Annotated in this window: 20 protein-coding genes; 11 read left to right on the top strand and 9 right to left on the bottom strand. The window is 59.5% G+C overall.

The window, feature by feature from the left end:
* Window position 1 precedes the first annotated feature (1 nt).
* From dctP to ACO07N_RS20015, 4 genes are all read left to right on the top strand, one after another.
* Window positions 2-997 carry a TRAP transporter substrate-binding protein DctP gene (gene dctP / locus ACO07N_RS20030; RefSeq protein WP_421984462.1) on the top strand — a complete coding sequence of 332 codons (996 nt, stop codon included), beginning with the start codon at window positions 2-4 and terminating at the stop codon, window positions 995-997.
* Between the two features lie 55 nt (window positions 998-1,052).
* Window positions 1,053-1,616, top strand: a complete 564-nt coding sequence (locus tag ACO07N_RS20025; protein ID WP_421982717.1) for a TRAP transporter small permease subunit — start codon at window positions 1,053-1,055, stop codon at window positions 1,614-1,616.
* Window positions 1,613-2,908, top strand: coding sequence for a TRAP transporter large permease (locus ACO07N_RS20020; protein ID WP_421982716.1), 1,296 nt, complete (start codon window positions 1,613-1,615; stop codon window positions 2,906-2,908). The genes ACO07N_RS20025 and ACO07N_RS20020 overlap by 4 nt, the downstream gene beginning before the upstream one ends.
* Window positions 2,909-3,073: 165 nt before the next feature.
* The gene (locus ACO07N_RS20015) at window positions 3,074-4,378 is read left to right on the top strand and encodes a ferric reductase-like transmembrane domain-containing protein (protein WP_421982715.1); all 1,305 of its coding nucleotides are present in this window, start codon (window positions 3,074-3,076) and stop codon (window positions 4,376-4,378) included.
* 155 nt (window positions 4,379-4,533) lie between these two features.
* Here the strand turns inward: ACO07N_RS20015 and ACO07N_RS20010 are convergent, their stop codons facing one another.
* Window positions 4,534-6,264, bottom strand: a complete 1,731-nt coding sequence (locus ACO07N_RS20010; RefSeq protein WP_421982714.1) for an ATP-binding protein — start codon at window positions 6,262-6,264, stop codon at window positions 4,534-4,536.
* Window positions 6,264-6,803, bottom strand: coding sequence for a heme NO-binding domain-containing protein (locus ACO07N_RS20005; RefSeq protein WP_421982713.1), 540 nt, complete (start codon window positions 6,801-6,803; stop codon window positions 6,264-6,266). The genes ACO07N_RS20010 and ACO07N_RS20005 overlap by 1 nt, the downstream gene beginning before the upstream one ends.
* Before the next feature lie 336 nt (window positions 6,804-7,139).
* On the opposite strand from ACO07N_RS20005, the gene ACO07N_RS20000 reads away from it, so the two are divergent.
* The 3 genes from ACO07N_RS20000 to ACO07N_RS19990 all read left to right on the top strand — a co-directional run bounded on the left by ACO07N_RS20000 (window position 7,140) and on the right by ACO07N_RS19990 (window position 11,083).
* Entirely contained in the window at window positions 7,140-8,249 is a 1,110-nt protein-coding gene (locus ACO07N_RS20000) for a serine/threonine protein kinase (protein ID WP_421982712.1), read from the top strand.
* 269 nt (window positions 8,250-8,518) lie between these two features.
* Window positions 8,519-9,940 carry an amidase family protein gene (locus tag ACO07N_RS19995; RefSeq protein WP_421982711.1) on the top strand — a complete coding sequence of 474 codons (1,422 nt, stop codon included), beginning with the start codon at window positions 8,519-8,521 and terminating at the stop codon, window positions 9,938-9,940.
* Between the two features lie 162 nt (window positions 9,941-10,102).
* Complete coding sequence (locus ACO07N_RS19990) at window positions 10,103-11,083, top strand: hypothetical protein (protein WP_421982710.1); 981 nt, start codon at window positions 10,103-10,105, stop codon at window positions 11,081-11,083.
* A 37-nt stretch (window positions 11,084-11,120) separates the two neighbouring features.
* On the opposite strand, the gene ACO07N_RS19985 is transcribed toward ACO07N_RS19990, so the two are convergent.
* Together ACO07N_RS19985 and grxC are read right to left on the bottom strand one after the other, a co-directional pair.
* Window positions 11,121-11,648 (bottom strand): hypothetical protein, encoded by a 528-nt coding sequence (locus tag ACO07N_RS19985; RefSeq protein WP_421982709.1) that lies wholly within the window; start codon window positions 11,646-11,648, stop codon window positions 11,121-11,123.
* Window positions 11,649-11,745: 97 nt separating this feature from the next.
* Window positions 11,746-12,597, bottom strand: coding sequence for a glutaredoxin 3 (gene grxC, locus ACO07N_RS19980; protein WP_421982708.1), 852 nt, complete (start codon window positions 12,595-12,597; stop codon window positions 11,746-11,748).
* Window positions 12,598-12,892: 295 nt separating this feature from the next.
* On the opposite strand from grxC, the gene ACO07N_RS19975 reads away from it, so the two are divergent.
* Entirely contained in the window at window positions 12,893-14,413 is a 1,521-nt protein-coding gene (locus tag ACO07N_RS19975; RefSeq protein WP_421982707.1) for a DUF1214 domain-containing protein, read from the top strand.
* A 75-nt stretch (window positions 14,414-14,488) separates the two neighbouring features.
* Here ACO07N_RS19975 and ACO07N_RS19970 read toward each other — a convergent pair whose 3' ends face one another.
* Entirely contained in the window at window positions 14,489-15,430 is a 942-nt protein-coding gene (locus ACO07N_RS19970; RefSeq protein ID WP_421982706.1) for a LysR family transcriptional regulator, read from the bottom strand.
* A gap of 98 nt (window positions 15,431-15,528) precedes the next feature.
* Between ACO07N_RS19970 and ACO07N_RS19965 the strand changes: the two genes are divergently transcribed.
* The gene (locus tag ACO07N_RS19965) at window positions 15,529-15,681 is read left to right on the top strand and encodes a hypothetical protein (RefSeq protein ID WP_421982705.1); all 153 of its coding nucleotides are present in this window, start codon (window positions 15,529-15,531) and stop codon (window positions 15,679-15,681) included.
* Window positions 15,682-16,162: 481 nt separating this feature from the next.
* Complete coding sequence (locus tag ACO07N_RS19960) at window positions 16,163-16,861, top strand: DNA alkylation repair protein (RefSeq protein WP_421982704.1); 699 nt, start codon at window positions 16,163-16,165, stop codon at window positions 16,859-16,861.
* A 6-nt stretch (window positions 16,862-16,867) separates the two neighbouring features.
* On the opposite strand, the gene ACO07N_RS19955 is transcribed toward ACO07N_RS19960, so the two are convergent.
* The 3 genes from ACO07N_RS19955 to ACO07N_RS19945 all read right to left on the bottom strand — a co-directional run bounded on the left by ACO07N_RS19955 (window position 16,868) and on the right by ACO07N_RS19945 (window position 21,363).
* Window positions 16,868-17,941 (bottom strand): 2Fe-2S iron-sulfur cluster-binding protein, encoded by a 1,074-nt coding sequence (locus tag ACO07N_RS19955; RefSeq protein ID WP_421982703.1) that lies wholly within the window; start codon window positions 17,939-17,941, stop codon window positions 16,868-16,870.
* A 4-nt stretch (window positions 17,942-17,945) separates the two neighbouring features.
* On the bottom strand, window positions 17,946-19,181 hold the full coding sequence (locus ACO07N_RS19950; RefSeq protein ID WP_421982702.1) for an aromatic ring-hydroxylating oxygenase subunit alpha: 1,236 nt from the start codon (window positions 19,179-19,181) through the stop codon (window positions 17,946-17,948).
* Between the two features lie 142 nt (window positions 19,182-19,323).
* Window positions 19,324-21,363: an FAD-dependent oxidoreductase gene (locus ACO07N_RS19945; RefSeq protein ID WP_421982701.1), complete on the bottom strand. Its 2,040-nt coding sequence runs from the start codon at window positions 21,361-21,363 to the stop codon at window positions 19,324-19,326.
* 163 nt (window positions 21,364-21,526) lie between these two features.
* Between ACO07N_RS19945 and ACO07N_RS19940 the strand changes: the two genes are divergently transcribed.
* On the top strand, window positions 21,527-22,171 hold the full coding sequence (locus ACO07N_RS19940) for a TetR/AcrR family transcriptional regulator (protein WP_421982700.1): 645 nt from the start codon (window positions 21,527-21,529) through the stop codon (window positions 22,169-22,171).
* A gap of 72 nt (window positions 22,172-22,243) precedes the next feature.
* Here the strand turns inward: ACO07N_RS19940 and ACO07N_RS19935 are convergent, their stop codons facing one another.
* The gene (locus ACO07N_RS19935) at window positions 22,244-22,729 is read right to left on the bottom strand and encodes an Lrp/AsnC family transcriptional regulator (protein ID WP_421984461.1); all 486 of its coding nucleotides are present in this window, start codon (window positions 22,727-22,729) and stop codon (window positions 22,244-22,246) included.
* Between the last annotated feature and the right edge of the window lie 77 nt (window positions 22,730-22,806).

The following is a 22,806-nucleotide window of genomic DNA, read 5'->3' as shown; positions in this document are numbered from 1 at the left end:
AATGAAATCTTCTTTTTTCCGTAATGGCCTGGCCGCACTGGCGGCGCTGGCGATGACTGCGTCCGCCGTGGCGGACGACAAGGTTACGCTGCGGATGTCGACACCGGCATCTGAAACCGACCAGCGGTCGGTGGCCCTGGCCGAGGTGTTCGCACCTCAAGTGGCGGAGTTTGCGACATACGAACCGCACTACAACGCGTCGCTGATCAAACAGAACTCGGAGCTTGAGGCTATCGCTTCCGGCGACCTGGAAATGTCAATCGCATCCGCCCAGGAACTGGCGCAATATTTCCCCGAGTTCTCCATCTTTGCGACCGGTTATGTGCATCAGGATGCCGATCACCAGGTGCGAGTCTTCAACGATCCGCTCATGGATCCGTTCAAGCAGAAGGTCGAAGACGAACTCGGCATCAAACTTCTAGCCGTCATGTATCTGGGCCGCCGCCATGTAAACCTGCGGCAGACCAAGGATGAATTGACGGTCAAGACTCCGGCCGACCTGGCGGGCGTGAACCTGCGCATGCCGGGCACAGACGCCTGGCAGTTCCTGGGCAAGGCTCTGGGTGCAAACCCGACCCCCATGGCTTTCACGGAAGTCTATACCGCCTTGCAGACCGGTTCGGTCGATGGACAGGACAACCCGCTGCCGACTGTCGTGGATGCCAAATTCTTCGAGGTTACCAACCAGATCGCACTGACCTCGCATCTGGTGGACCTGAACTATGTGGCGTTCTCCAAGGCCGTCTGGGACAAGCTTACGCCCGAACAGCAGGCGAAAGTCCAGGCTGCGGCGGCGGCAGCAGCTGAAAGCGGCCGCAACGCACAGCTGCAAAAGGAAGCCGATCTGGTGTCGTATCTGGAGGAACAGGGCCTTGCGATCTACGAGCCGGACCTGAAAGCCTTCCGTGAACACGTGCAGTCTCAATACGTTGGTTCGGAATTTGCGGCCTCCTGGCCCGATGGTGTTCTGGACAAGATCAACGCACTGGGCAACTGACCCAAGCAGGGCAAGGGTGGCGGTCCGCCCTTGCCCACATTGGTGAACGGCACACATGAAACAGCTTGCAGCAGGTCTGAAACACGCGGCCCAGGCCCTTGCGGCTGCCATGATGGCCGTCATGTTCCTGACTTTCGTCCTTCAGATTTTCATCCGTTACTCGGCGCGCCTGGAATGGCTGCCTGAATATCTTCCATTTCTCGAACCGACGCGCTTTGGCTGGACACTGGAGCTGTGTCTTGTCCTGTGGCTCTGGCTGGTCTTCTGGGGCAATGCCTTCGTGGTCCGCGAGAGCGACCATGTGCGTTTCGACATCCTCTACAGCCGGGTCAGCCGGAATACGCGGCGCATCTTCGTGATTGTCTTCGGTCTGTGCATTGCCGTCGGCCTTGCGGTTTCGATCGAGCCCACCTGGGCCAAGTTCCACATTCTCAGGCTGAAGAAGACCGCGACCCTCTCTTCCCTGTTTGGCGACTGGATCAGGATGCGCGACCTTTACGTGGTCTACATGCTGTTTCTCGGCGCTGTCTCCGTGCGCTATTTCTGGATCGTGTGGCAGGCCTTCCGGTATGGCGTACCGGAAACGCCGGGCCATGAAGACCCGAGGCCGGGCGAATGAGTGTCCAGTTTCTGCTGTGCCTTGGAACGCTGTTTCTTCTGGCGGGCATGGGCGCACCGATTGCCTACGCCATCCTGATCTCCTCGCTCGTCTATCTGTTTGCTGCAGGACAGGACATCGGCCTGGCCGGTAAGGTGCTCATGGACGGGCTGTATTCCAGCTTCGTGCTCCTGGCTGTTCCCCTGTTCATCGTCGCCGCGAACATCATGAATGCTGGCACGATCAGCGACCGGCTCCTGCAGTTCTGCATCGCCCTTGTCGGCCGCTTCCGCGGGGGGCTGGGCCACGTGAACATCGTGGCGTCCCTGATCTTTTCGGGAATGTCTGGCTCGGCCGTGGCCGATGCGGCGGGGATCGGCAAGATCATCATCGAGATGATGACCAAAAGCGGCCACTACACGCGCGGCTATGCCGCCGCGATCACCGCCGCCTCTGCCACCATCGGGCCGATCATCCCGCCGTCGATCCCGATGGTGCTCTACGCGCTCGTTTCCAACACCTCGATCGGTTACCTGTTCCTGGGCGGAATTGTTCCGGGCCTTTTGATGGGAGCGGTCCTGATGGGGCTCAACATCTGGCTGTCGCATCGCCGGAATTTCGCACTGGAACCCGCGGTACCCCTGGTCGAGCTGCCCCGCCTGACGGTCAACGCCTTCCCGGCACTGCTGATGCCCGCGATCCTCCTCTACGGCATTTACGGCGGCGTCACGACTCCGACCGAAGCCGCTGCGGTCGCCGCCTTTTATGCACTCATCCTGGCGGGACTGTTCTATCGCGCTCTGTCGCTTGGCACGCTTTACACGATCCTCGTGGAAAGCGCGCGTTCATCAGCGGCGGTCGGCATCGTGATCGGCGGCGCGCTGATCCTGAACTATGTCGTCGCTTCGGAAAACATTCCGACGATACTGGCGGCGCAGCTGGTCGGGCTCGATATCCACCCTCTGGCTTTCCTGGTGATGGTGAATGTTCTGCTCTTGCTTCTGGGGTGCGTTCTGGATGCCACCACGATCATCCTGGTGATCATTCCGCTGTTCATACCGACATGCCGCGAACTCGGCATCGACCTTGTTCACTTCGGTGTCGTGGCGGTCGTGAACTGCATGATCGGTTTGATCACCCCGCCCTATGGCATCCTTCTGTTCGTCATAAACGCGGTCACCCGCATCCCGCTCAACGAAATCATCCGCGAAATCTGGCCGTTTCTGGCCGTATTGCTGGCGGCGCTGGCCGCACTGATCCTGTTCCCGGGGCTCGTGCTCTGGCTGCCGCAGGCGTTCGGATACGCGGGTTGAGAGCAGCCCTTTGCTGGGAGTGCTGGCAACAATGCTGGCGGCCGGCTTCCATGCCGGCCGGCACTTCGGCCGGGCAATTTGAGGTTCTTGAACTCACAGTCCCGTTGTGAAACCAGGCTTGATCTAGATCCTTGCGGACACCTTTGGAACGGATACAAAAGCCGCATGAAAGCGCTGGCTCTCGTTTCGCTCTATCTCCTTGCCGCCACCTTGCCGCTGATGCTGGCGGTGGTATTCGGCGGACCGCCGCGTCCGATCCATCAGGATCTTGCGTCCGGGATGGGAATACTCGCGTTTTCGATCGTGCTTTGCGAGTTTGTTCTCTCCGGTCGCCTCAAGAGCGTTGCAAACATTTTCGGCATGGATGTCACCATGCGCTTTCATCAACTCATTGCCCGTACCGCCCTGCTTTTTGCACTCGTGCATCCGTTTCTGTACCAGGGAACCCCGTCAGGCGGGACGCGCCCGTGGGATCCGACCCGGCAAATCACCCTGACCGAAGATTTTTCCGCGCTCGCCTCCGGGATTGGCGCATTTGTGCTTCTGCCGGCATTGGTGCTGTTCTCGGTCTGCCGTACGCAGCTGGACTTCAAGTATGAAACATGGCGTTTCATGCATGGTGTCGGTGCGCTTCTGATTGCACTCCTGCTGCTGCACCATGCCGTGTTTGCCGGACGCTACAGTGAGGAAACACCCCTCCTCTGGGTCTGGGTCGCGATGACCGCGCTCGCGACCGGATCGCTGCTCTATGTATATCTGATCGCGCCGATGCGGGATTTAAAGCGGCCATGGCAGGTCAGCCGCATTTCGCAGCAGTCGGCGAGGCAATGGGAGGTCACCATTGATCCGGTGGGGCACGCCGGCCTGCGCTACAAGGCCGGCCAATTCGTCTGGCTGAACATCGGTCACAGCCCGTTTTCGCTGTACGAGAACCCGTTTTCCATAAGTTCGGCACCATCCAGCGGCGCTAGCCTCTCGTTTTTGATCAAGGAACTCGGAGACTTCACCCGCTCCTTGAAAACCATGGTGCCCGGAATACGCGCCTACCTTGACGGTCCTTATGGCAGTCTCGTTGTCGACGGCCGCCAGGAGCCCGGTATCGTACTGGTTGCCGGCGGCGTCGGCGTCGCGCCGCTCCTGGGAATTATGCGGGAATTGCGTCTTGCGAACGATCCGCGCGAGGTCTGCCTGATCTATGGCAACAGAACGGTGGAGCAGATCCTGTTCCGTGAAGAACTGGCGGGCGAAGATGCAAACTACGTTCTCTCGGAACCACCGGAGGACTGGCCCGGAGAAACCGGCCTGATCGACGGCGCGCTGCTGGACCGGATTCTGTCGCCCGACCAGATCAGAGAATGGCTGTTCGTCCTGTGTGGCCCGTCCAGCATGATGGACACGGTCGAAGACCATCTGATCGACCGCGGAACACCATCGGACCGGATCCTGTCAGAGAGGTTCGCCTATGACTGACCTCTTTCGAAAGACCTCCCTGCGCCGGAAGGTTGCTCTCACGGTTTTCGCCGTCAATGCGATCCTTCTTGTAGCGCTCGCGGTTTTTGTCTTGCGTTGAGGTCCAGACGTACTTCCAACATCAACCGAAAGGGCAAACGGGTTCGACACCAGGGTCAGGTGTCGTCTGAAGGTGCCGAAGAGAATTGCGCAAGGGTTGCGCGAATCTGGTCAATGCGAACGGGCTTCGACAGGAACCCGTCCATGCCTGCCTGAATGCAGCTTTCCTCATCCTGCGCCATCGCATTTGCCGTCATCGCGACAATCGGAACCTTCGACGCCGCGCCGGCCAGCTTGCGTATTTCGCGCGTGGCCTCCAATCCGTCCATGTCGGGCATCTGCATGTCCATGAAAACGAGGTCGTACCCGGTTTCCTGAACAGCTGCGAGCGCGTGCCGGCCATCGGCTGCAATGTCTGCCTCATGCCCCAATGTGCTCAGGTAGCCCGACATGACCAGCTGATTGGTGACGATGTCTTCAACGATCAGGACCTTGAGTGGACGTTCGCCTGACGCCTCTTCGCCGGCAACACCGGGATCGGAAACTCTTCCGCGCTGCTCTTCGAGCCTCTCAGCGAATGCGTCCGGCATCAACGCACTGGCGACGCTGTCATGCGCGAGCGGTTTGGGCAGGATCACCAGGTTTGAAGCCGTCCGAGACGGCGCGGCATCCGTTGTCGTTGCCAACAGAACCGGCGCGGACCGGTCCGGTTCCAACGAGAGAAGGTCATCGAGTTGCGCGCTGCTCACGGCACTTGCCAAGACAGCCTCGTAGCTATGCGTCGCCAGGTGCTCCCGCACCTGTTGTACCGACCGGGCATGATCAACCGTGAAACCGAGGTCTTCCAGTGTCTCGGCATATACCCCGGCGACGGGTTCAAGCGCACTGAAACAAACAATGCGGCCACGATCCATCCGGGTCGGCTGGCCGCTCTTTTCGGAACCTGCGTGAACCGGCGGGAACGGTATCTGGAACCAGAAGGTGCTGCCGGCGCCGAATTTGCTCTCGACCCCGATCCGGCCTCCCATCAACTCGGCCAGCTGCCTGGAGATCGCCAGCCCCAGACCGGTTCCGCCGTGACGGCGCGAATTGCTTTGATCGACCTGAAAGAACTTGTCGAACAGCCTGGGCAGCCGGTCGGATTCAATCCCGATGCCGGTGTCTTCCACTTCGAAACGCAGGTCCTTGACTGCCGCGGCCTGTGAAACCCTGAGAACGACAGCCCCCTTTGTCGTGAACTTGATCGCGTTTCCGATCAGGTTCATCAGGATCTGCCGGAACCGGCCGGGATCTCCGATGACCCTGGACGGCACAGACGGAGCAATATGACACGCCAGTTCCGTGCCGCTGGCGAGTGCGACGGGCGTCAGGATTTCGATGACGCCGTCGACTGCCCTTCGCAGATCAAAAACCTCTTCGGCCAGGTCGATGCGGCCGGCTTCCAGCTTCGAAAGATCGAGGATGTCGTTGATGATGGTCAACAGCGCTTCGCCGGAGGAAAGCACGGCGTCGGCATAGCGCTGCTGTTCGGACGACAGCCCGGTTTCCTGCAACAGGGAGATCATGCCGATAACACCGTTCATCGGGGTGCGGATTTCGTGACTGATATTTGCAAGGAACTGGGACTTTGCCTCGTTCGCCGAGACGGCGTCCAGCATGGCGGACTGTAACTCCGCCGTCCGTTCCTGGACCTGTCGCTCCAGCTGCGAGAGGGTTACCTTGAGCGTCTGGTTGATCTCGTAGAGTTCACTGCTCTTGCGCTCCAGAAGCCGTTCGGCCTCCTTGCGGGCCGCGCGTTCCCGCTCAAACCGCCGGATCCACTTGGATGCTTCGAGGTTTTCGCTCATCAGGCCTCCCGGCTAATGACGAATTGAACCTTCATGGGACCGTTTTCATCCGTCCTTTCAATCGTCAGGTTTTCCTTGAAATGCGCTCCGCACCCCTGGATGAGCCCATGCGCCAGGTCCCCGAACGGACGCTTGGAGCTGTAGTTCATGATCAGCTTGTTCTCATCCACCCGTTCGCACAGAAAGGTCGGCAGCTCCGCATTCGGGTAGAGTTTCTTGACCTCGACGTGAATGTATTCCTCGATTTTCTGCAGGAAATCCAGGCTGCTATCCGTTTTTTCGAAGAAGTGCGCATGCGTCACGGTAAAGCGCCCAAACAGGTGCTCGCCGAAAACCACGATCAGTGTATCGATATCAATGCCGGTCACCTTGTGGAGGGCGGCGACGAGTTTGACCATGTCATTGTGGTCGTAGTCCTGCACGGCGGTGAAGCCGGTCTCGCTTCCCACACCGGACAGTTCCATGATCTCATCGGCAACGTCGAAGGAAAACTTGTCTTCGACCATCTCCATAAACTCAGTGAAAACGACGCCCAGCATGGATGCTCACCCTTGGTTCGGATCGCCGCGAGATTCTTCCGGAGATCATCGCGGAACTCAATACGCACGCTACTTTCAATGAAGGCTTTGCAACAGTGTCAAATACCTCAATTGGCGCCATTCGAGACCGCGATCAATGACGCCGCGACAGGCAGCCCATCGAGTGATGTCTGTCTCGAATGACGTCTGTGCAGTTTGACCGGGAAAACTTAAGAAACACGTGACTTTTCTCCAGCCGATCCCGGTGAAAAAGAAGTTGCCCGATGCGCTCGAGATGCCTTGTCCAAATGAGAGAAAACTCCTATCTTCTGCGACCCTTGCCGGGCGGAGGAAAGAATGAACAAAACGGTCGTAAGTAGCTGGAACGAATGGGATCCTTTGAAGCACGTCATCGTCGGCCGCGCCGATGATTGCCATATTCCTCCCGAGGAACCGGCGCTTGATGCGAAAGTCCCCGAAGACAGCGACATGCGCGGACAATGGGGACGGCGCCCGCAGGAAACGATCGATCGCGCCAACGAACTCCTGGACACGTTCGCGGCCCAGCTGGAGGCCCGGGGAATCCGGGTCGACCGGCCGGTTCCCATCGATCATTCGCTGCCTGCGACGACACCCGATTTTCATACCGACAGCCAGTTCGGATGCATGCCGCCGCGCGACGTGCTCTTGACCGTCGGCTCGGAAATCCTCGAGGCGACGATGTCCTATCGGTGCCGCTGGTTCGAATATCTGAACTATCGCCCGCTGCTGCAGCGCTATTGGGAGGAGGATCCGAATTTCCGGCACGAGGCCGCGCCCAAACCCCGGCTCACAGATGCCGATTATCACCCGGACTACCTGTCGGAAAAGATAGGCGTGCAAAAGCGTCTGCAGTGGGCTGCCGAGAAGTTCTTTGTGACGACGGAAGAGGAGCCCCTGTTCGATGCCGCGGACGTGTTGCGTTTCGGCAGGGATCTCGTCGTACAGCACGGTTTCACGACGAACCTGAAAGGCATCGAGTGGCTGCGCCGGCATTTTCCGGACCATCGCGTCCATACCGTGAATTTCCCCGGAGACCCCTACCCCATTCATATTGACGCGACCTTCACGCCACTGCGTCCGGGCTTGATCCTGAACAACCCGCAGCGGCGCTTACCTTCGGAACAGCGCGGCTTGTTCGAAGCGAATGGCTGGGAGATCGTGGATGCCGCGCAGCCCGCACACAACGCGCCGCCGCCACTTTGCTATTCCAGCGTCTGGCTGTCGATGAACGTGCTGGTTCTCGATCCGAAGACGGTGTGTGTCGAAAAGTCCGAAGTCTATCAGGCGGAGCAAATGGACAAGCTGGGCATGGAAGTCGTCGAGGTCGAACTGCGCGACGCCTATGCCTTTGGCGGCGGTTTGCACTGTTGTACGGCCGATGTGTACCGCGAAGGTGGTTGCGAAGACTATTTTCCGAACCAGTAGTCAAGAGCGCGCCCGGACAGACGCTGTAGACAGGATCTGCGGACCGGTTGCCTTGCCGTGAAGACACTGGGCGTTTCGGTCTGGTGCGACTGCAGGGACAGGTTTTGTGGCCGGAACCCGGCCGTTTGATGCCGCCTGCGGACGCGCTGGCCTTTCAGACAGTGATGCCGCATTGCCGTCAGGAGCCGCCTGCTCTAAGACCGACAGGTGGTACAAATGCTTTTTGGGAAATGATTGCGCGTACCGGCCGTACGCAGGAGCCCTGATACATGGCGGAAAAACCAGTCTGGCAGCTGAGCGCGAGCGAACTCGTCAACCAGATCGCAAGGCGCGAAACAACGGCTGAAGCCGTTGTTGCAGGCACCGTGGCGCGCATGCGCGCAGAAAACGGTCATCTGAATGCGGTTGTCGATGACCTGGGCGATGAAGCGATCGAAACCGCGCGCTATCTGGACGCTGTCCAGAACAATTCCGGTCCTTTCGGTCCGCTGCACGGTGTCCCGGTGACCATCAAGGTCAATGTCGACCAGAAGGGCAAATCGACCACGAACGGGGTCAAGGCCTTCACCGACATTGTCGCGCCGGATGACGCGCCATTCGTGCGAAACCTGACCAATGCCGGCGCAATCGTGATCGGCCGCACGAATACGCCTGAATTCTCCTTTCGCGCTACGACGACCAACGAATTGCATGGACGCACATCAAACCCGTGGAATGACTGGGCCTCACCCGGCGGGTCGTCAGGGGGCGCCTCGGCCGCCGTCATGAGCGGCATGGGTCCGATCGCCCACGGAAACGACATCGGAGGGTCGCTGCGCTTTCCCGCTGCCGCCACCGGTGCGGTTACCGTCAAACCGGGACTTGGCCGCACGCCTGCCTGGAACCCTTCGCAAAAGGCCGAGCGCGGTATGCTCGCGCAATTGATGTCCGTCCAGGGGGTGATTTGCCGGGAGGTCCGCGATGTGCGGCTCGCGATGAGGTCGGCCATCGCCTACGACCCGCACGATCCCTGGCAGGCCCCCGTCCCGTTCGATGGCCCCGCTCCGGAAAAGCCGGTCAAAGTCGGGTTCACCACCAACACCTATCAGTTCGAGGCACACCCTGCGATCCTCCAGGCCCTTGAAACCGCCCGCGACTGCCTGATCGATGCCGGATACGAGGTCATCGAGATCGAGACGCCCGACATCAGCGAAATCGGCGAAACGGGCTACCGCGCCTTGATGGGCGAGGTCAACGTGCTGATGCTGAAGGATGTCCGCGAACACGGCAGCTCCGAAATCAACCGGATGTTCGACGAGTATTTTGAACTGTTCCCCCCCTTCAGGGACGACGAACTGCTGCAGCAGATGGCAAGGCGTTCCCATTTCATACGCCAGTGGAATCTCCTGTTTGAGGAGTATCCCCTCGTGTTGTGCCCCTTCCTGCCGTCTCCGACCTATGCCTGGAACAGGGACGCGGAGGGCAAGGACGGCATCATGGAAGTGCTCGGCTGCGGGATCTGGTCATTTGCCATGAACTACATGGGTTTGCCCGCAGGTATCGTGTCTCCTTCGATGCATGACGGCATGCCGGTCGCGGTGCAGGTTGCCGGACAACGCTTCCGGGAGGACCTGATTCTCGATGCACTCGAAGCGGTGGAAACACGCGTGGGCGTCATGGCCGAAAAACTGTTCGCGCAGAACGCGTCCTGAGCACGGACGGTGCTCGCCTATCGACTACGGCAGATACTCTGACCTTAGGGCACGTTTTGCACCGGTCTCTGGACGCAAGACGTGTTTTCCTTCGCTTTGCGCAAGTGAAACCGGCGCATTGCGTGTAGTATCAGAGACACGCGATTTGCAGGAGGACCGATCTTGCCGTTTGCCTGGCCTCACCTGACCCTCGCCGTTATGCTCGCTGCCGCCATATCGGGTGTGCCGCCGGCCGATGCGGCGCAGCAGAATTCAAGAATTCCCGGCTGGCTGCAAAAACATGTCGGTACCGCCGAAGGACAAATTGCGCCGGTTGTCCTTCAAAGGGCGCGTGCGCTCTATGAGCGAAAGCGCCGCCAGGGCAAAGTCAGAAACCCCTGTTATCTCGCCAAGGACGCAACGCGCCCGAGCACGGCGCGCAGTGGAAAGCCAGGGCGCCGGTTTTATGTCATTTGCGAGCAACGCAAGTTTTTCCGGGCTGTTTCGTCCGGCTACGGCAACGGCCGGAAACTGAAACGCGCGAATTTCTCGAACGGTCGCCAGTGCGCCAGGAATTTCAGCAATGCGGAGGGGTCGAAACTCACGGCGGGTGGCGCTTACGTCACGGCCGAGACGAGGACATCCTTCAAAGGGTACCACCGCCAGTCCGGCAAAAGGAAAGCCTTTCACCGGACGTTCCTGTTGTTTGACGGTGAAGGCGACGCCGCAAATGCCCGGGAACGGGCCATCGGCGGGCACCCCGCTGTTTTCCTGAAATGGCAATGCCGTTTCAAGAACCCGAAAAGTCCGCACGCGGACGAGGATGGCTATGTCCCATACGGCAAGCTGGTGAACTACACCGGCGGGCGCAGCAATGGCTGCACCACCTGGTCACCGTCCGAATCGCGGGAGATCCTGTCGCTTGTCGAGGGAAACCCGACCACGCTCTACATCTATCCCGAGGGACGCGACATCAACGCGGTGGCGAATGCGGTCAGCAAACGCAAGTCGCTAGCCAACGCGGGGCTCTACTGGAACGCCAGTTGCCTGAAAGCAATCGGAGCGCCCCAGTTCTGGCCGAAGAGAAAACTGCAGCCGATCATCAACGAATGGCGGCGCTCCTTGCCGAAACAACCGCCGCTGGAACTGCCGATCTGCAAGTGAATCCGGTGTTGGATGTGTCCGAGGGCGGCCAAGGGTCTTATTGGCCGCGCGAGAGGACCAGCCAGGCGTCTCGCGCCGCATCGACGGGCCGGACCATCTTCACATCCCCGGTCTCAGCGTAGCGGCGCAGCGTGAGGGCACAGTCCCAGTTGCCTTGCAACAATCCCTCAAAAGCGGCGACGGTCGACATTGCATCGATGATCTCGTCGAATTCTGACAGGGACGTGTAAGAACGTGTCGCCGGATGGAGCGCAATGGTTCGGGGATGCTCGACATTGAACCGGGACAAGATCGCGAGAGGCTGGCTCGTCGCAATGAAAGTGTCGGTCAAAAGGATACCGTGCGCGTACTGGGCTGTCGCAACCGTCTCTGCGGCAGCCGGGTGAGCGGCACAAATCATCAAATGTGTGGCCTCGCCGCGGACGCAATGTTCCAGCATGCGGGCCGCGTCCGTCGCGTGGATGACCCGCGCCGGGCTCCCGCGCTCGCGCAGATAATTGCGCAGAACAAAATCATGATTGGTGCCTTCGGGGCCCAAAGTCACGTACACCGTTTCATCTTCCATGCGTGCCGGTTGCAAGGTACTGGTCCCGCGCTCTCTTTTTGTCTGCATCTGGCAGGGCCTGGATTCAGCGCGTCCGACGCCCGATACCGCTTACGTGCTACACCGGCTTTCCTGCAAGCAGTGCGTCCAGCCGTCCGTCTTTCTCCAGCGCGGCAAGGTCTTCGCCGCCGCCGACATGAGTCGGACCGGCAAAGATCTGCGGCACCGTGCGTCGGCCATTGCTGCGGGTAACCATGACATTCGCCGCCTCCGGGTCGCGGTCCACATCGACCTCGACATAAGCGATCCCCTTCTCCCGCAGGAGCGCCTTGGCAGCCCGGCAATGGGGGCAATCGGGTGTCGTGTAGATCAGGACGCCGGAACCGTGTTCCCCGGCCGTGTTGTCCTGAAGCCAGCCGATCACCTCGGCTGCGGACCTGTTCGGTGGAAAGACCGGATAGAAGACATGCTCGACAACGCCATCCTTGAGAATGAGGGTCAGCCGCTTGATCAACCGCATCCCCTCGACCACCATGGTTGGCAGTCGCATGGCGTCCGAGAACTCGAAATCGGTATCGCTCAGGACCGGGAAAGACAGATCCAGGCGGTCGGAGAGTTCCTTCTGATAGTCCGCGGTCTGCGTGCTCAAGCCGAAAACGCTCACTCCAAAGGCGGCGAAGACGTCCTTTTCTGCCTGAAACGACAGCGTCTGCGGGGTGCAGCCGCGCGCGCCGGGAATATCGTTCCAGCCGGGCGGCAGTTCGACGCCGGGAACACCAGTCATCGGATAGGCGTAGACGACCACCCTGCCAGGGACCTTCGAAAGATCCACCCGGTCTCCGGATGTGGCGCGCAAATGGACCGACGGCACTTTCATCCCCTTCAGATGATCAGCTCCGCCATCGTCAACCGGTCGTGGCAGGTCATCTGGAAGAACGAGCGGATTGGCGGTGTTTTGCGTATTCGTCATGGATCGAGAACTCCAATTGCCTGTTCTATCCGTGCCTCAAAAGCGGTTTCGCGAATAGGTCCAGTATGTTCAAATTTTTGGGGTCCGGTTCCGCAATCAAACGTGGAGATCCGGGACAACAATCCGTTCCTGTTTTGCGATGACCCGAGAATGATCTTTTTCGCTCAAAGCGGACAATTCCTGTGGCTCCCACTCAGGTCCGCGCCCGGCTCAACACGAAGCATCCGCCGGGAGTTACGGACGTTCTCGCTCCAGTCTCGTGCAAACGCAGGGCAATCACTCCAGCTCTGTCAATTTGACGAACGTCATAAGTAACATCTCGAAGCGGTGTTGGCGGGAAGATAGTGTTGCAATTCCAAGAAAAAGAAAATTCCTTTTGCAGGAGGCTTTCATGGGGTGGTTTGCGGGATCATCAAAGATTGGCGTGATATTGCTTGGTATGGTTCTCGGGGCCAATGCCCATGCCGATGGGTTCGAAATGGTGGGGGCGAGCGTAGACGAGCGCATGACATACCACCGGGCAGTAGATGCCGCTGTTTGGGCCATGCCCCTCATGAATTTCAAATTCTACCGGGACGCGCTGGCTGATGCCGGAGTTGGTCCGAATGATGTCGGCTATTTTTCGCAATTACAGGACTGGCGCTTCCAGACGGCGACTCCGAACAACACCACTCCCTACATCATGACCTATTGGTCCATCGAAGATGGCCCAGTGGTGGTTGAAATGCCGCCCTCTGAAGACGGAGTGGGGATCTTCGGCACAATCATGGATGCGTGGCAAAGGCCACTGGACGACGTTGGCGCGGCGGGACGCGATCGCGGCCTTGGCGCAAAATACCTTATTGTTCCGCCGGGTTACGACGGTCCACTCCTGCAAAACGCGCTCGTCTATGAGCAGGAGACCAACTTCGGCTTTGCGGTCTTGCGGCCGATCCTGCCGGGTGGCGCAACCGCTGAGAACCTTGCCAGGGCGACGGAACTGACAAAAAAACTCAGGATCTATCCTCTTTCGGAAGCTGACAGTCCATCGACCAACTACGTCGATCTTTTCGGCAAGTTGCTGGAAATGACACCCAAGCTGGATGGAAGCATATACGCACAGATCCACGAGATGATCGGCGAAGAAACTGTTCTGGAGCGTGACCTTGCCATGATGGGGCTGCTGTCACGAATCGGGATCAGGCGGGATCAGCCCTTTGCGCCGAGCGATGAACTTCAATCGATGTTCGATGCCGCCGGGCCAGAGGCTCTGGAATACATGATTGATCAATACCACCGCGTTCTGAATCCGTTTGTCTTTGAAGGCAAGCGCTGGTCGGCACTGGTTCCCAACGGTTCCCGCGAAACGGAGTGGTCCTACGAGTACCCTGCATATTACGATTATCACGCACGCGGCGCGCTTTACTACGCAATCATCACGAGCGTGAAAAACTACGGCAGTTCAACCTACTACCTCGATCTTGCCGAAACCCCGGATGGCGAATGGCTCGACGGCAGCCGGAACTACAAGCTTACAATGCCGCCAGATGTGCCGGTAAGAGACTTCTGGGCGATAACGACCTACGACCTGGAAACAGCATCTTACCTGCGCGATCTGGAACCGAGCAGCATTGACTCAACGATGACCGATGTCGTGGCCAACGAGGACGGGTCAGTCGACATTTTCTTCGGACCGACCGCACCGAAGGGCAAAGAGAGCAACTGGCTACCGACCGATCCGGAACGTCGTTTCTTTCTTCTGGCGCGCTTTTACGGACCAGAGCCAGCACTTCTCGACAGCAGCTTTGAGCTGAACGATATCGAACGCGTCGACTAGTGCGTCGAAGCGTCAAACAGGGTCCTGACAACAATCCCCCAACAATGCTTTCGTTCAGCCCAGATCATTTGCGTTTCAAGTGCACCAATCGCGCTTGTTGTCCATTGCCCGGGGAGGCTCGGTTCGAGCTCTCTCGCCATCCTCCGCGATCATGACGCGCAGCCATGTCATCAGCTTTTTCAACGGTGGGCGCTTGACGCCCTGCCGTGTCAGCATGTGATAGCCGGTTCCCGGGTCTTCTTCATCCTCGAAAAGCACCTGAAGGCTGCCTGCGTCGATATCCGGCTTGATAAACGCCTTGGCTGTCGCCGAGACGCCCTCGCCGCGCCTGAGGCCTTCAAGCAGCATGTAGCCCGGCAGATGGGTGACGTTGAGCTTCTCACAGGGCACCACGCCCTGGTTCTCCATCCAGATCGCCAGTTCGTTGGTGCCGTATTCCTGTAGCCACGGGAAGTCCAGAATGTCCTCGGGGCTGTCGATCGCCCTGTCGCCGATCAGGCAGCGCGCCCCGACAACAGCAAAGTTGGTCGGCAAAAGCAATTCGGAATCCAGACCGGGCCAGTCGCCCCTGCCGAAGCGGATCGCCATGTCGGTGCCGCCCGGCGTCAGTTCGATGACTTCGGCCGTCGGGTTGAGCATCAACTCGATGTCCGGGTGCTTCAGCCGGAAATCGTTGATGCGCGGCATCAGCCAGCTGACCGCGAATGTCGGCGTCATGGTGATGTTGAGCGGCCTTGCCTGGTCGTCCTTGAGGAGCGCATCGACGGTGTCGCGAATGGCTTCGAAACCGCCCTTCAGTCCGCCGAACAATTGTTCACCTTCCAGGGTCAGCGCGACACCCCGGCCTTCCCGCACAATCAGTTTCAGTCCCATGAAACTCTCGAGGCTTCGGATCTGCTGACTGACAGCCGCATGGGTGACATTGAGCTCCCGTCCGGCAGCGGAAAGGCTTTTTGTCTCGGCCACGACGGCAAACACCTTGAGACTGTTCAGCGGAGGCAGGGTACGCCAGTCCATATGTAACTTTTCCTTACATATTCAAATTCTTCCTGACTCGCGTTTCACCCGCATCAGAGCCATATTCCCATCAGACGCCAACCGAGGAGTGTAAGTCAATGTTAGATATTTATGCACGCAGCCTTCTGGAAGCAACCCGGTCTTCGCGCGCTGAAACGACGGACCCGCGCACCAAGCGCCGTCTGGCCGAGGAACGGAACAGGGAAGAACAGGCCGCCCGTGTCTGGTGGCGCAGACCCTATTGGGTGTAATCCCCGCGAGCCTTCATCGACGGTCTCAACAAGACAGGGTCCGGCACAAACGCCGGACCTGCTTTTTTTGGGTCACACCGGATGCCCTTGCCCTCGCAGCGCCTTCCGTTTGCCGCTGAAACCGCCTTATGCTTGCAGGGTTCGACCCACTACGGCCCGGTTTAAACCGGTCATGATCTATTCAGGCGATCCCCGGTCAGTAAACTTGTCATTCCGGCTGAAGCGCAGCGGAAGGCCGGAACCCAGTAACCACCTGTTTCTCCTTCATCCTTCAACCTTCGGCCACATGGAGTACTGGTTCCCGGTCTTGCCGCGCGTGCGGCAAACCGGGACGACAAGTCCGGGAGAAAGCACCGTATCCCGACTTGGTGCCGATCGGAATTGCGCACCTTTCTCTACGGCATAAATTCTACTGTATTTTTCAAACCGGACAGCAGTAGGCTCGACCGCGGTTGAAATCAAATCTTTGCCAGGGGAACCCATGCGCCACGACCCTTCAGAATGGACAGCACAGGCGGTCCTTCAACACCTTGGCGATCTCGGAACAGAGGAAAACCGGCAGGGCATGGCCCGGTTCGGCATCGACGCTTCCAGAGCCTTCGGAGTGCCGCTTTCCGTTCTGCGCCCTTTTTCCAGGAAACTCGGCAAGTCGCCGGACCTGGCAGGCGATCTTTGGGCTACCGGATTTCACGAGGCCCGGCTGCTCGCGATCCTGATCACGCCTCCGAAAGCGATGACGGCAGCGCTGATGCAGCGCTGGCTTGACGACATCCAGTCCTGGGATCTCTGCGACCAGCTCACCAATGTCTACGCCCGGCGCCCGGATTCAGGTGCACTCGTCGCAGACCTCGTGGCGAGCGAGCGCGAGTTCGTGAAGCGGGCCGGATTTGCATTGATCGCCTGGCGCGCCGTCCACGCGAAAACCGCTCCGGATCAGGCGTTTCTTGACTGCTTCGCCTTCATCCGCGCGGCCTCCACGGACGACCGCAATTTCGTCTGGAAGGCGGTGCATTGGGCGTTAAGGCAAATCGGCAAACGCTCGGCGTCTCTGCATGGTCCGGCACTGAACCTGGGCGAGGAACTGGCCCGATCCGACGACCGGACCGCGCGCAGGATCGGCCGCGAGACCGTGAAGGAGCTGTCCTCGCCAAAAGTGCGTCAGCGTCTCGGGATCGGATAATCCCGCTCAAACCTCGACTTCGACGGTGCCGATCGGGTTGGAACAGCACGCGAGGATGTATCCTGCCTCTATGTCGTCTTCACTGATCCCGCCGGAATGGACCATGTGCACTTCGCCGTCCAGTTTCCGGACCTTGCAGGTCCCGCAAACGCCGAACGTGCATCCGGACGGAATGTTGAGGCCGGCATCCTTGGCGACCGCAAGCACGGTATCGGTCTCGGTGCACCAGGCAGAGACACCTGAATGGGCGAAAACGATCTGCGCCTTGGTGTCTTCCTGCGGGACGACATCGTCAAATTCGGTCAGTTCCGCCTTGGTTTCGGCAGGTGCCTGGAAACTCTCCTGGTGATAGCGGTCCATGTCGTACCCGAGCGCATTCAGGATCTCCCGGACGGCATCCATGAACCCTTCCGGACCGCAGCAATAGACGTCGCGCTCCAGGTAATCGTTGCACATCAGACCGAGCATCAGCTGGTTGAAATGCCCGCGATAGCCGGTCCAGACCTCATAGGGATCGCTCTGCTTGACGACGAAGTGCAGTTGCAGCCCCGTGACCCGGCTCGCCATGTATTCCAGTTTCTGACGGAATATCAGATCCGCCGGACGTCTGGCACACTGGATGAAACAGATGTCCGGGTCTTCGCCGCGTTCAAAAAGCGTCTGGGCCATCGACATCATCGGTGTGACGCCTGAGCCTGCCGAGATGAACAGGAACTTGCCGTCCGGGCTCGGCGGCAGATGAAAGAGCCCGGCAGGACCGAACGCCTTCAGGCGCATGCCCGGCTTCAGATTGTCCAGAAGCCAGCGCGATCCCTGACTTCCGGTCTGGGCCTTGACGGTCACCGAAACATAGGCGTTGGACACCGGAGAAGACGACAGCGTGTAGGTTCTCTGCACATTGCCGCCGGGCAGCGGCAGATCCAGCGTGATGAACTGCCCTGCCCGGTAGACAAACGTTGCCCCGGACGGCGGCCGGAACGAGAAGGTCTTCACATCGGGTGCTTCGGGCACCACCATCACGCATTCCAGCAATTCGCTGTCGGACCAGACAGGCGTGTCGCGTCCCGGCATCGGTATCATGGGCTTACTCCGCCGCGACGCGGAAGCGTCCGAGAAGGGACGTTTCAAGATGCGCGGCATACCAGTCGACGAACTGGATGACGCCGCTTTCCTGCACCGGTGAATACGGCCCCGGCTCATAGGCCGGCGAACAGATGCCGATCTGGTTCTCCTCGACGATCCGGCGGTCCTCGTCATTGGTATGGGTCCAGACCTCGGTCAGCCGCTCGAGGTCGTAGTCGACGCCTTCCTGCGCATCCTTGTGAACCAGCCACGTGGTGGTCACCTCGGATTCCATCGGCCCGATCGGCAGCACACGGAAGGTGAGAACCTGATCCGACAGGAAATGGTTCCATGTGTTCGGATAGTTGAAGAACAGGCACGTTCCGGCATTGTCGAAAGGGACGGTTCCGATGCGCTTCGACACGGCCGCCTTGCCGTCCATCGTGTAGCTGACGGCTTCCCCCAGGAACGGGATACGCACGAAGCGCCACTGCTCGTTCGGCGAGATCACGTATTTCGCGGGCAGTCCTGCGTTCTCGCAGCGCTCGACGTGCTGCTTGCCGACGTTTGAGGTCGACGCGTCATCGGCTCCGACCAGGTTCGGATCGTCGGGGAATGTCCGGCACAGCGAAGGATGGGAGCCGGAACAGTGGTAGCATTCCCGGTTGTTCTCCAACACGAGCTTCCAGTTGCCTTTCTCGATGATCGTCGACTGGTGCGCGACCTTCAGATTTCCAAGGTCGTGGGGCCCGAGATAGCGTTCGGCCTGACGTTGAAGGCCGGACGCGTCGGGTGCGATCTCGGCAAGACAGATGAAGATCATGCCGGACACATCAATGCAGTGAACCGTCTTCAGCCCGTGATCCCCGGGGTTGAAGTCGGCTCCCATCTCGCGTGCCCAGAGGAGCTTGCCGTCCAGTTCATAGGTCCACTGATGGTAGGGACACACCAGCTTGGGCGCGGATCCCCTGGCGGCGGAACAGATCCGGCTGCCGCGGTGGCGGCACGAGTTGTGGAAGGCCCGGATGACCCCGTCAGCACCGCGCACGACAATGACGGAGTACGCGCCGATCTGCATCGTGACGTAGTTTCCGGTTTTCGGGAGTTCTGCGGAACAGACCGCGAAAACCCAGTCTTTCTGCCAGATGTGGGCGAGATCGGCCTGAAACACGTCGCTGTCTGTATAGAACGGTTGCGGCAGGGAATAGCCGGGCCGCCGGCTCATCAAGAGCGATAGAATGTCCGCGTCGCTGTACATGTGTGTGATCCTGATGTGTTCGCTGCCACCGGGCGTTGATGCTGCGGAAAACTAGTCCCGGACCAATCCTCCGCCATAGCTCAAAAACGGCATCCGCTTATTCAAGTGAGACGCTGCCCAAAAATTCCGCATCCAGGCGACGTCAGATGTCTTTCACCAGCCTCAAAGCGTCGTAGATCGCGGCATGGGTGTTCCTGGCGGACACCGCATCCCCAATCCGGAACAGGGCAAACTCTCCATCGGGATTGGCCTCAAGCGGCTGGGGACGGCCAAAGATCAGCGCCTCCTGGTTCACGGCGCCGAGGTTTTTCGACCGTGGCTTGAGGTCGAAATAAAGCTCGTCCAGCGGAACCGTTGCGTGGTTGACGACGATCTGGTCGAAGTCGCGCGTCTCGGTATGGCTGGAATAATCCGTTCCGATAACCGCAGTGATCCAGTTGCCCGCGCGTTTGGCAGCCTTGAGGCGATAGGTGACCGTGAAGCGGACATCCTTGTCCTGGAGCGCGCGCATGTAGGGCACCAGGTTCATTCCCATGACCTCCGGCGAGAATGAACGATTGGGCGTCATGATCTCGACATGCGCGCCAGTCTTGGCGATCATTTCGGCCGCCTGCAGGGCTGCATGATCCCCAGCGTCGTCAAACACGAGAACCTGCCGGCCCGGTTTGACATCCCCGGCAATGATATCCCAGGCGGAGACGACCAGATCGTTGCCCTCGGACAGCACATCGGTATGGGGCAGACCACCTGTCGCGACAATAACAGTATCCGGTGATTCTGACCTGACATCAGACTCTTCCGCGTATGTATTGAAGTTGAATCTCACATTTCTGGCGAGGCATTGCTGCATGCGCCAGTCGATGATCGAGATCATTTCCCGCCGCCTCTCGGACTGGGCCGTCAGCCGCACCTGTCCGCCCGCATCGGGTGCCGCCTCGAAGACGACAACATCGTGGCCGCGTTCAGATGCAACGCGGGCCGCCTCCATGCCGGCGGGGCCTGCCCCGACAACAACCACCTTTTTCGTCTCGTTTGCCGGCGTTATCTCGTGCGGCATCGTCAACTCGCGGCCCGTGGCGGGATTGTGAATGCACAGAGCTTCCCCCCCCTGGTAGATCCGGTCGAGGCAGTAGGTCGCGCCGACACAGGGCCTGATATCCTCTTCCCGCTTTTGCGAGATCTTCCGGACGATCAGGGGATCGGCCATGTGCGCGCGCGTCATGCCGACCATGTCCAGCAATCCCTCGGCGATCGCGTGACGTGCCGTTGCAACGTCGGGGATCTTGGCCGCATGGAATGTCGGCAGGCCGATTTCCCGCCGCACCCTTCCGGCGAAATCGAGATGCGGAGCGTTGCGCATGCCCTGCACCGGGATGACGTCCGTCAGCGCGGCGTCGGTGTCGATATGGCCGCGGATCACGTTGAGGAAATCGATTTGACCGGTCGCTTTCAGGCGCCGGGCGATTTCCAGTCCTTCCTCGGCGGTTATGCCCCCCGTCATCGCCTCGTCGGCCGTGAAGCGAATTCCAAGAATGAACTCCTCCCCGACCCGTTGCCGGATGGCATCGATGACCTCAAGCGAAAACCGCATGCGGTTCTCAAGCGTTCCGCCGCCGTAAGGACCATCAAGCTGGTTTGTCGCCGGCGACCAGAACTGATCCATCAAGTGGCCGTAGGCTTCCAGTTCGACACCGTCCATACCGCCTTCCTTCATGCGCTCCGCGGCGTCGGCATAGTCCTGGATGATGCGCGCTATATCCCAGTCCTCGACAAGCTTCGGAAAGAACCTGTGCGCCGGTTCCTGGGCCATTGTCGAGGAAACGGACGGCAGCCAGTCGCCCTTGTTCCAGCCGGTCCGGCGGCCCAGATGGGTGAGTTGGATCATGACGGCGCAGCCGTGATCGTGGCAGGCATCGGTCAACTGCCGGATCCACGGCACGACTTCGTCGCGGTAAGCGAGGATGTTGTTGAAGGCGGGCGGCGAATTGCGCGACACGGCAGCCGAACCCGCCGTCATCGTCAGCGCGACCCCTGCCCTTGCCCGGGTCTCGTGATAGGCCCGATAGCGGTCCTTGGGCATGCCGTCCTCGGGATAGGCTGGCTCATGCGACGTGATCATGATCCTGTTTTTCAGCGTCAGGTGCTTGAGCTGATAAGGCTGCAGCAGTGGATCCCTTGACATGCGCTTCCCTCAATTCGCATCCGGCCGGCCTGCCCGGTCAGTGGCGAGCTTATTGCGGGGAACTGCAAGGTGAAAAGCCGCAAAAACGACATTTATGTCGTTTTTAAAGACATACATGTCAATTTGGCTTGTTCGGCCGGAAATCAGCTGCTAACGAGCCTCCATGACCGAACCCCTGATCGAAAAAACCAGCGGATGGCGCGGAACACGGGAACTCTGGATTCAGGCGGCCTACAGTGCCTTGCTGGACAGCGGCATTGATGCGGTCAAGGTCATGCCGCTCGCGGAACGCATGGGTTTGTCCCGAACGAGTTTCTATGGTCACTTTTCGGATCGCAAGGATCTGCTCGATGCATTGATCGAGCTCTGGCAATCGAAAAACACCGGCAATCTGATCCGGCGGACCGAAGCCTATGCAGAGACCATCACCGAGGCCATCCTGAATGTTTTCGACTTGTGGCTCATGCCGGGCCTGTTCGATTCAAGACTGGAATTTGCCGTCCGGAATTGGGCCCATTCCGACATGCGGCTCGCCGGGATGCTTGAAGAGGCCGACCTGATCCGGGTCGAGGCGCTGCAATCCATGTTCGAGCGCTTCGGCTTCGAAGCCCTCCACGCAAACGTGCGGGCAAACACGGTCTATCAGACCCAGATCGGCTATATTTCGATGAAGAAGGACGGGCCCTCGGACCCGCTGGCTCCGCGCCTCGAACGCATGCGGACCTATGCGGAAATCTTCGCCGGACAGCCGGTGACCGATCCCGAGGCCGCCCGTTTTTTCGCACGGCACCCCCTCAATGGGGCTTGAGGCTCCCTGCGACGAGACAGCGTTTCACGTGCTGGCCGCGGCCGTATAGCGAAAATACGGGTGGTCCTGAGCCTAAGCGTCTCCCCGGACTTTCTCCGGAACGACGTAGGACAATGGCAGAGCCGTCGTGTTCTTGATCTGCTCCATCGCAAAGGTCGTCGACACATCCGAGATCTCAATTTTTGCGATCAGCTTTTTGTAGAAGGCGTCGTAAGCTTCGATGTCCGGCACGGCAACCCGCAGAAGATAGTCGACCTGCCCCGCCATGCGATAGAACTCGACCACTTCCGGAAATTCCTGGATCACGTCGGCGAATTTTTTCAGCCAGTCTTCCGAATGCTGGCTTGTCGTGATCGCAACGAAAGCAGTCACCTTCGCGTTCACCTTGGCCGGATCCAGGATGGCCACACGTCCTGTGATGACCCCGTCTTCCTCCATTTTCTGGATCCGGCGCCAGCAGGGCGTCGTCGACAGACCGACACGCCGGCCGATTTCGGCAACCGGGACGGTGCAGTCTTCCTGAAGTATCGACAGGATGCGGCGATCGATGCGATCAATCATGGCGGTGAGTTCCAATTCCAGGCACGCGATGTTCAACACGGACATATCAGCCTGAAGGAAATGAATCCAGGTAC

The sequence above is a fragment of the Roseibium sp. genome, assembly GCF_965229775.1.
Taxonomy (GTDB): Bacteria; Pseudomonadota; Alphaproteobacteria; order Rhizobiales; family Stappiaceae; genus Roseibium.
The sequence above is the reverse complement of the archived record's forward strand: the minus strand, read 5'-3'. Positions and strand labels throughout refer to the sequence as shown.

Bases quoted from the DNA above. Each gene is read 5' to 3' on its own strand.
- ACO07N_RS19950 (WP_421982702.1), bottom strand. From the start codon at position 19,181: ATGTACAGCGACGCGGACATTCTATCGCTCTTGATGAGCCGGCGGCCC.
- ACO07N_RS19965 (WP_421982705.1), top strand. From the start codon at position 15,529: ATGTTAGATATTTATGCACGCAGCCTTCTGGAAGCAACCCGGTCTTCG.
- ACO07N_RS20020 (WP_421982716.1), top strand. From the start codon at position 1,613: ATGAGTGTCCAGTTTCTGCTGTGCCTTGGAACGCTGTTTCTTCTGGCG.
- ACO07N_RS19995 (WP_421982711.1), top strand. From the start codon at position 8,519: ATGGCGGAAAAACCAGTCTGGCAGCTGAGCGCGAGCGAACTCGTCAAC.
- ACO07N_RS20025 (WP_421982717.1), top strand. From the start codon at position 1,053: ATGAAACAGCTTGCAGCAGGTCTGAAACACGCGGCCCAGGCCCTTGCG.
- dctP (WP_421984462.1), top strand. From the start codon at position 2: ATGAAATCTTCTTTTTTCCGTAATGGCCTGGCCGCACTGGCGGCGCTG.
- ACO07N_RS20005 (WP_421982713.1), bottom strand. From the start codon at position 6,803: ATGCTGGGCGTCGTTTTCACTGAGTTTATGGAGATGGTCGAAGACAAG.
- ACO07N_RS20000 (WP_421982712.1), top strand. From the start codon at position 7,140: ATGAACAAAACGGTCGTAAGTAGCTGGAACGAATGGGATCCTTTGAAG.
- ACO07N_RS19985 (WP_421982709.1), bottom strand. From the start codon at position 11,648: ATGGAAGATGAAACGGTGTACGTGACTTTGGGCCCCGAAGGCACCAAT.
- ACO07N_RS19940 (WP_421982700.1), top strand. From the start codon at position 21,527: ATGACCGAACCCCTGATCGAAAAAACCAGCGGATGGCGCGGAACACGG.
- grxC (WP_421982708.1), bottom strand. From the start codon at position 12,597: ATGACGAATACGCAAAACACCGCCAATCCGCTCGTTCTTCCAGATGAC.
- ACO07N_RS19955 (WP_421982703.1), bottom strand. From the start codon at position 17,941: ATGATACCGATGCCGGGACGCGACACGCCTGTCTGGTCCGACAGCGAA.
- ACO07N_RS19960 (WP_421982704.1), top strand. From the start codon at position 16,163: ATGCGCCACGACCCTTCAGAATGGACAGCACAGGCGGTCCTTCAACAC.
- ACO07N_RS19970 (WP_421982706.1), bottom strand. From the start codon at position 15,430: ATGGACTGGCGTACCCTGCCTCCGCTGAACAGTCTCAAGGTGTTTGCC.
- ACO07N_RS20010 (WP_421982714.1), bottom strand. From the start codon at position 6,264: ATGAGCGAAAACCTCGAAGCATCCAAGTGGATCCGGCGGTTTGAGCGG.
- ACO07N_RS20015 (WP_421982715.1), top strand. From the start codon at position 3,074: ATGAAAGCGCTGGCTCTCGTTTCGCTCTATCTCCTTGCCGCCACCTTG.
- ACO07N_RS19945 (WP_421982701.1), bottom strand. From the start codon at position 21,363: ATGTCAAGGGATCCACTGCTGCAGCCTTATCAGCTCAAGCACCTGACG.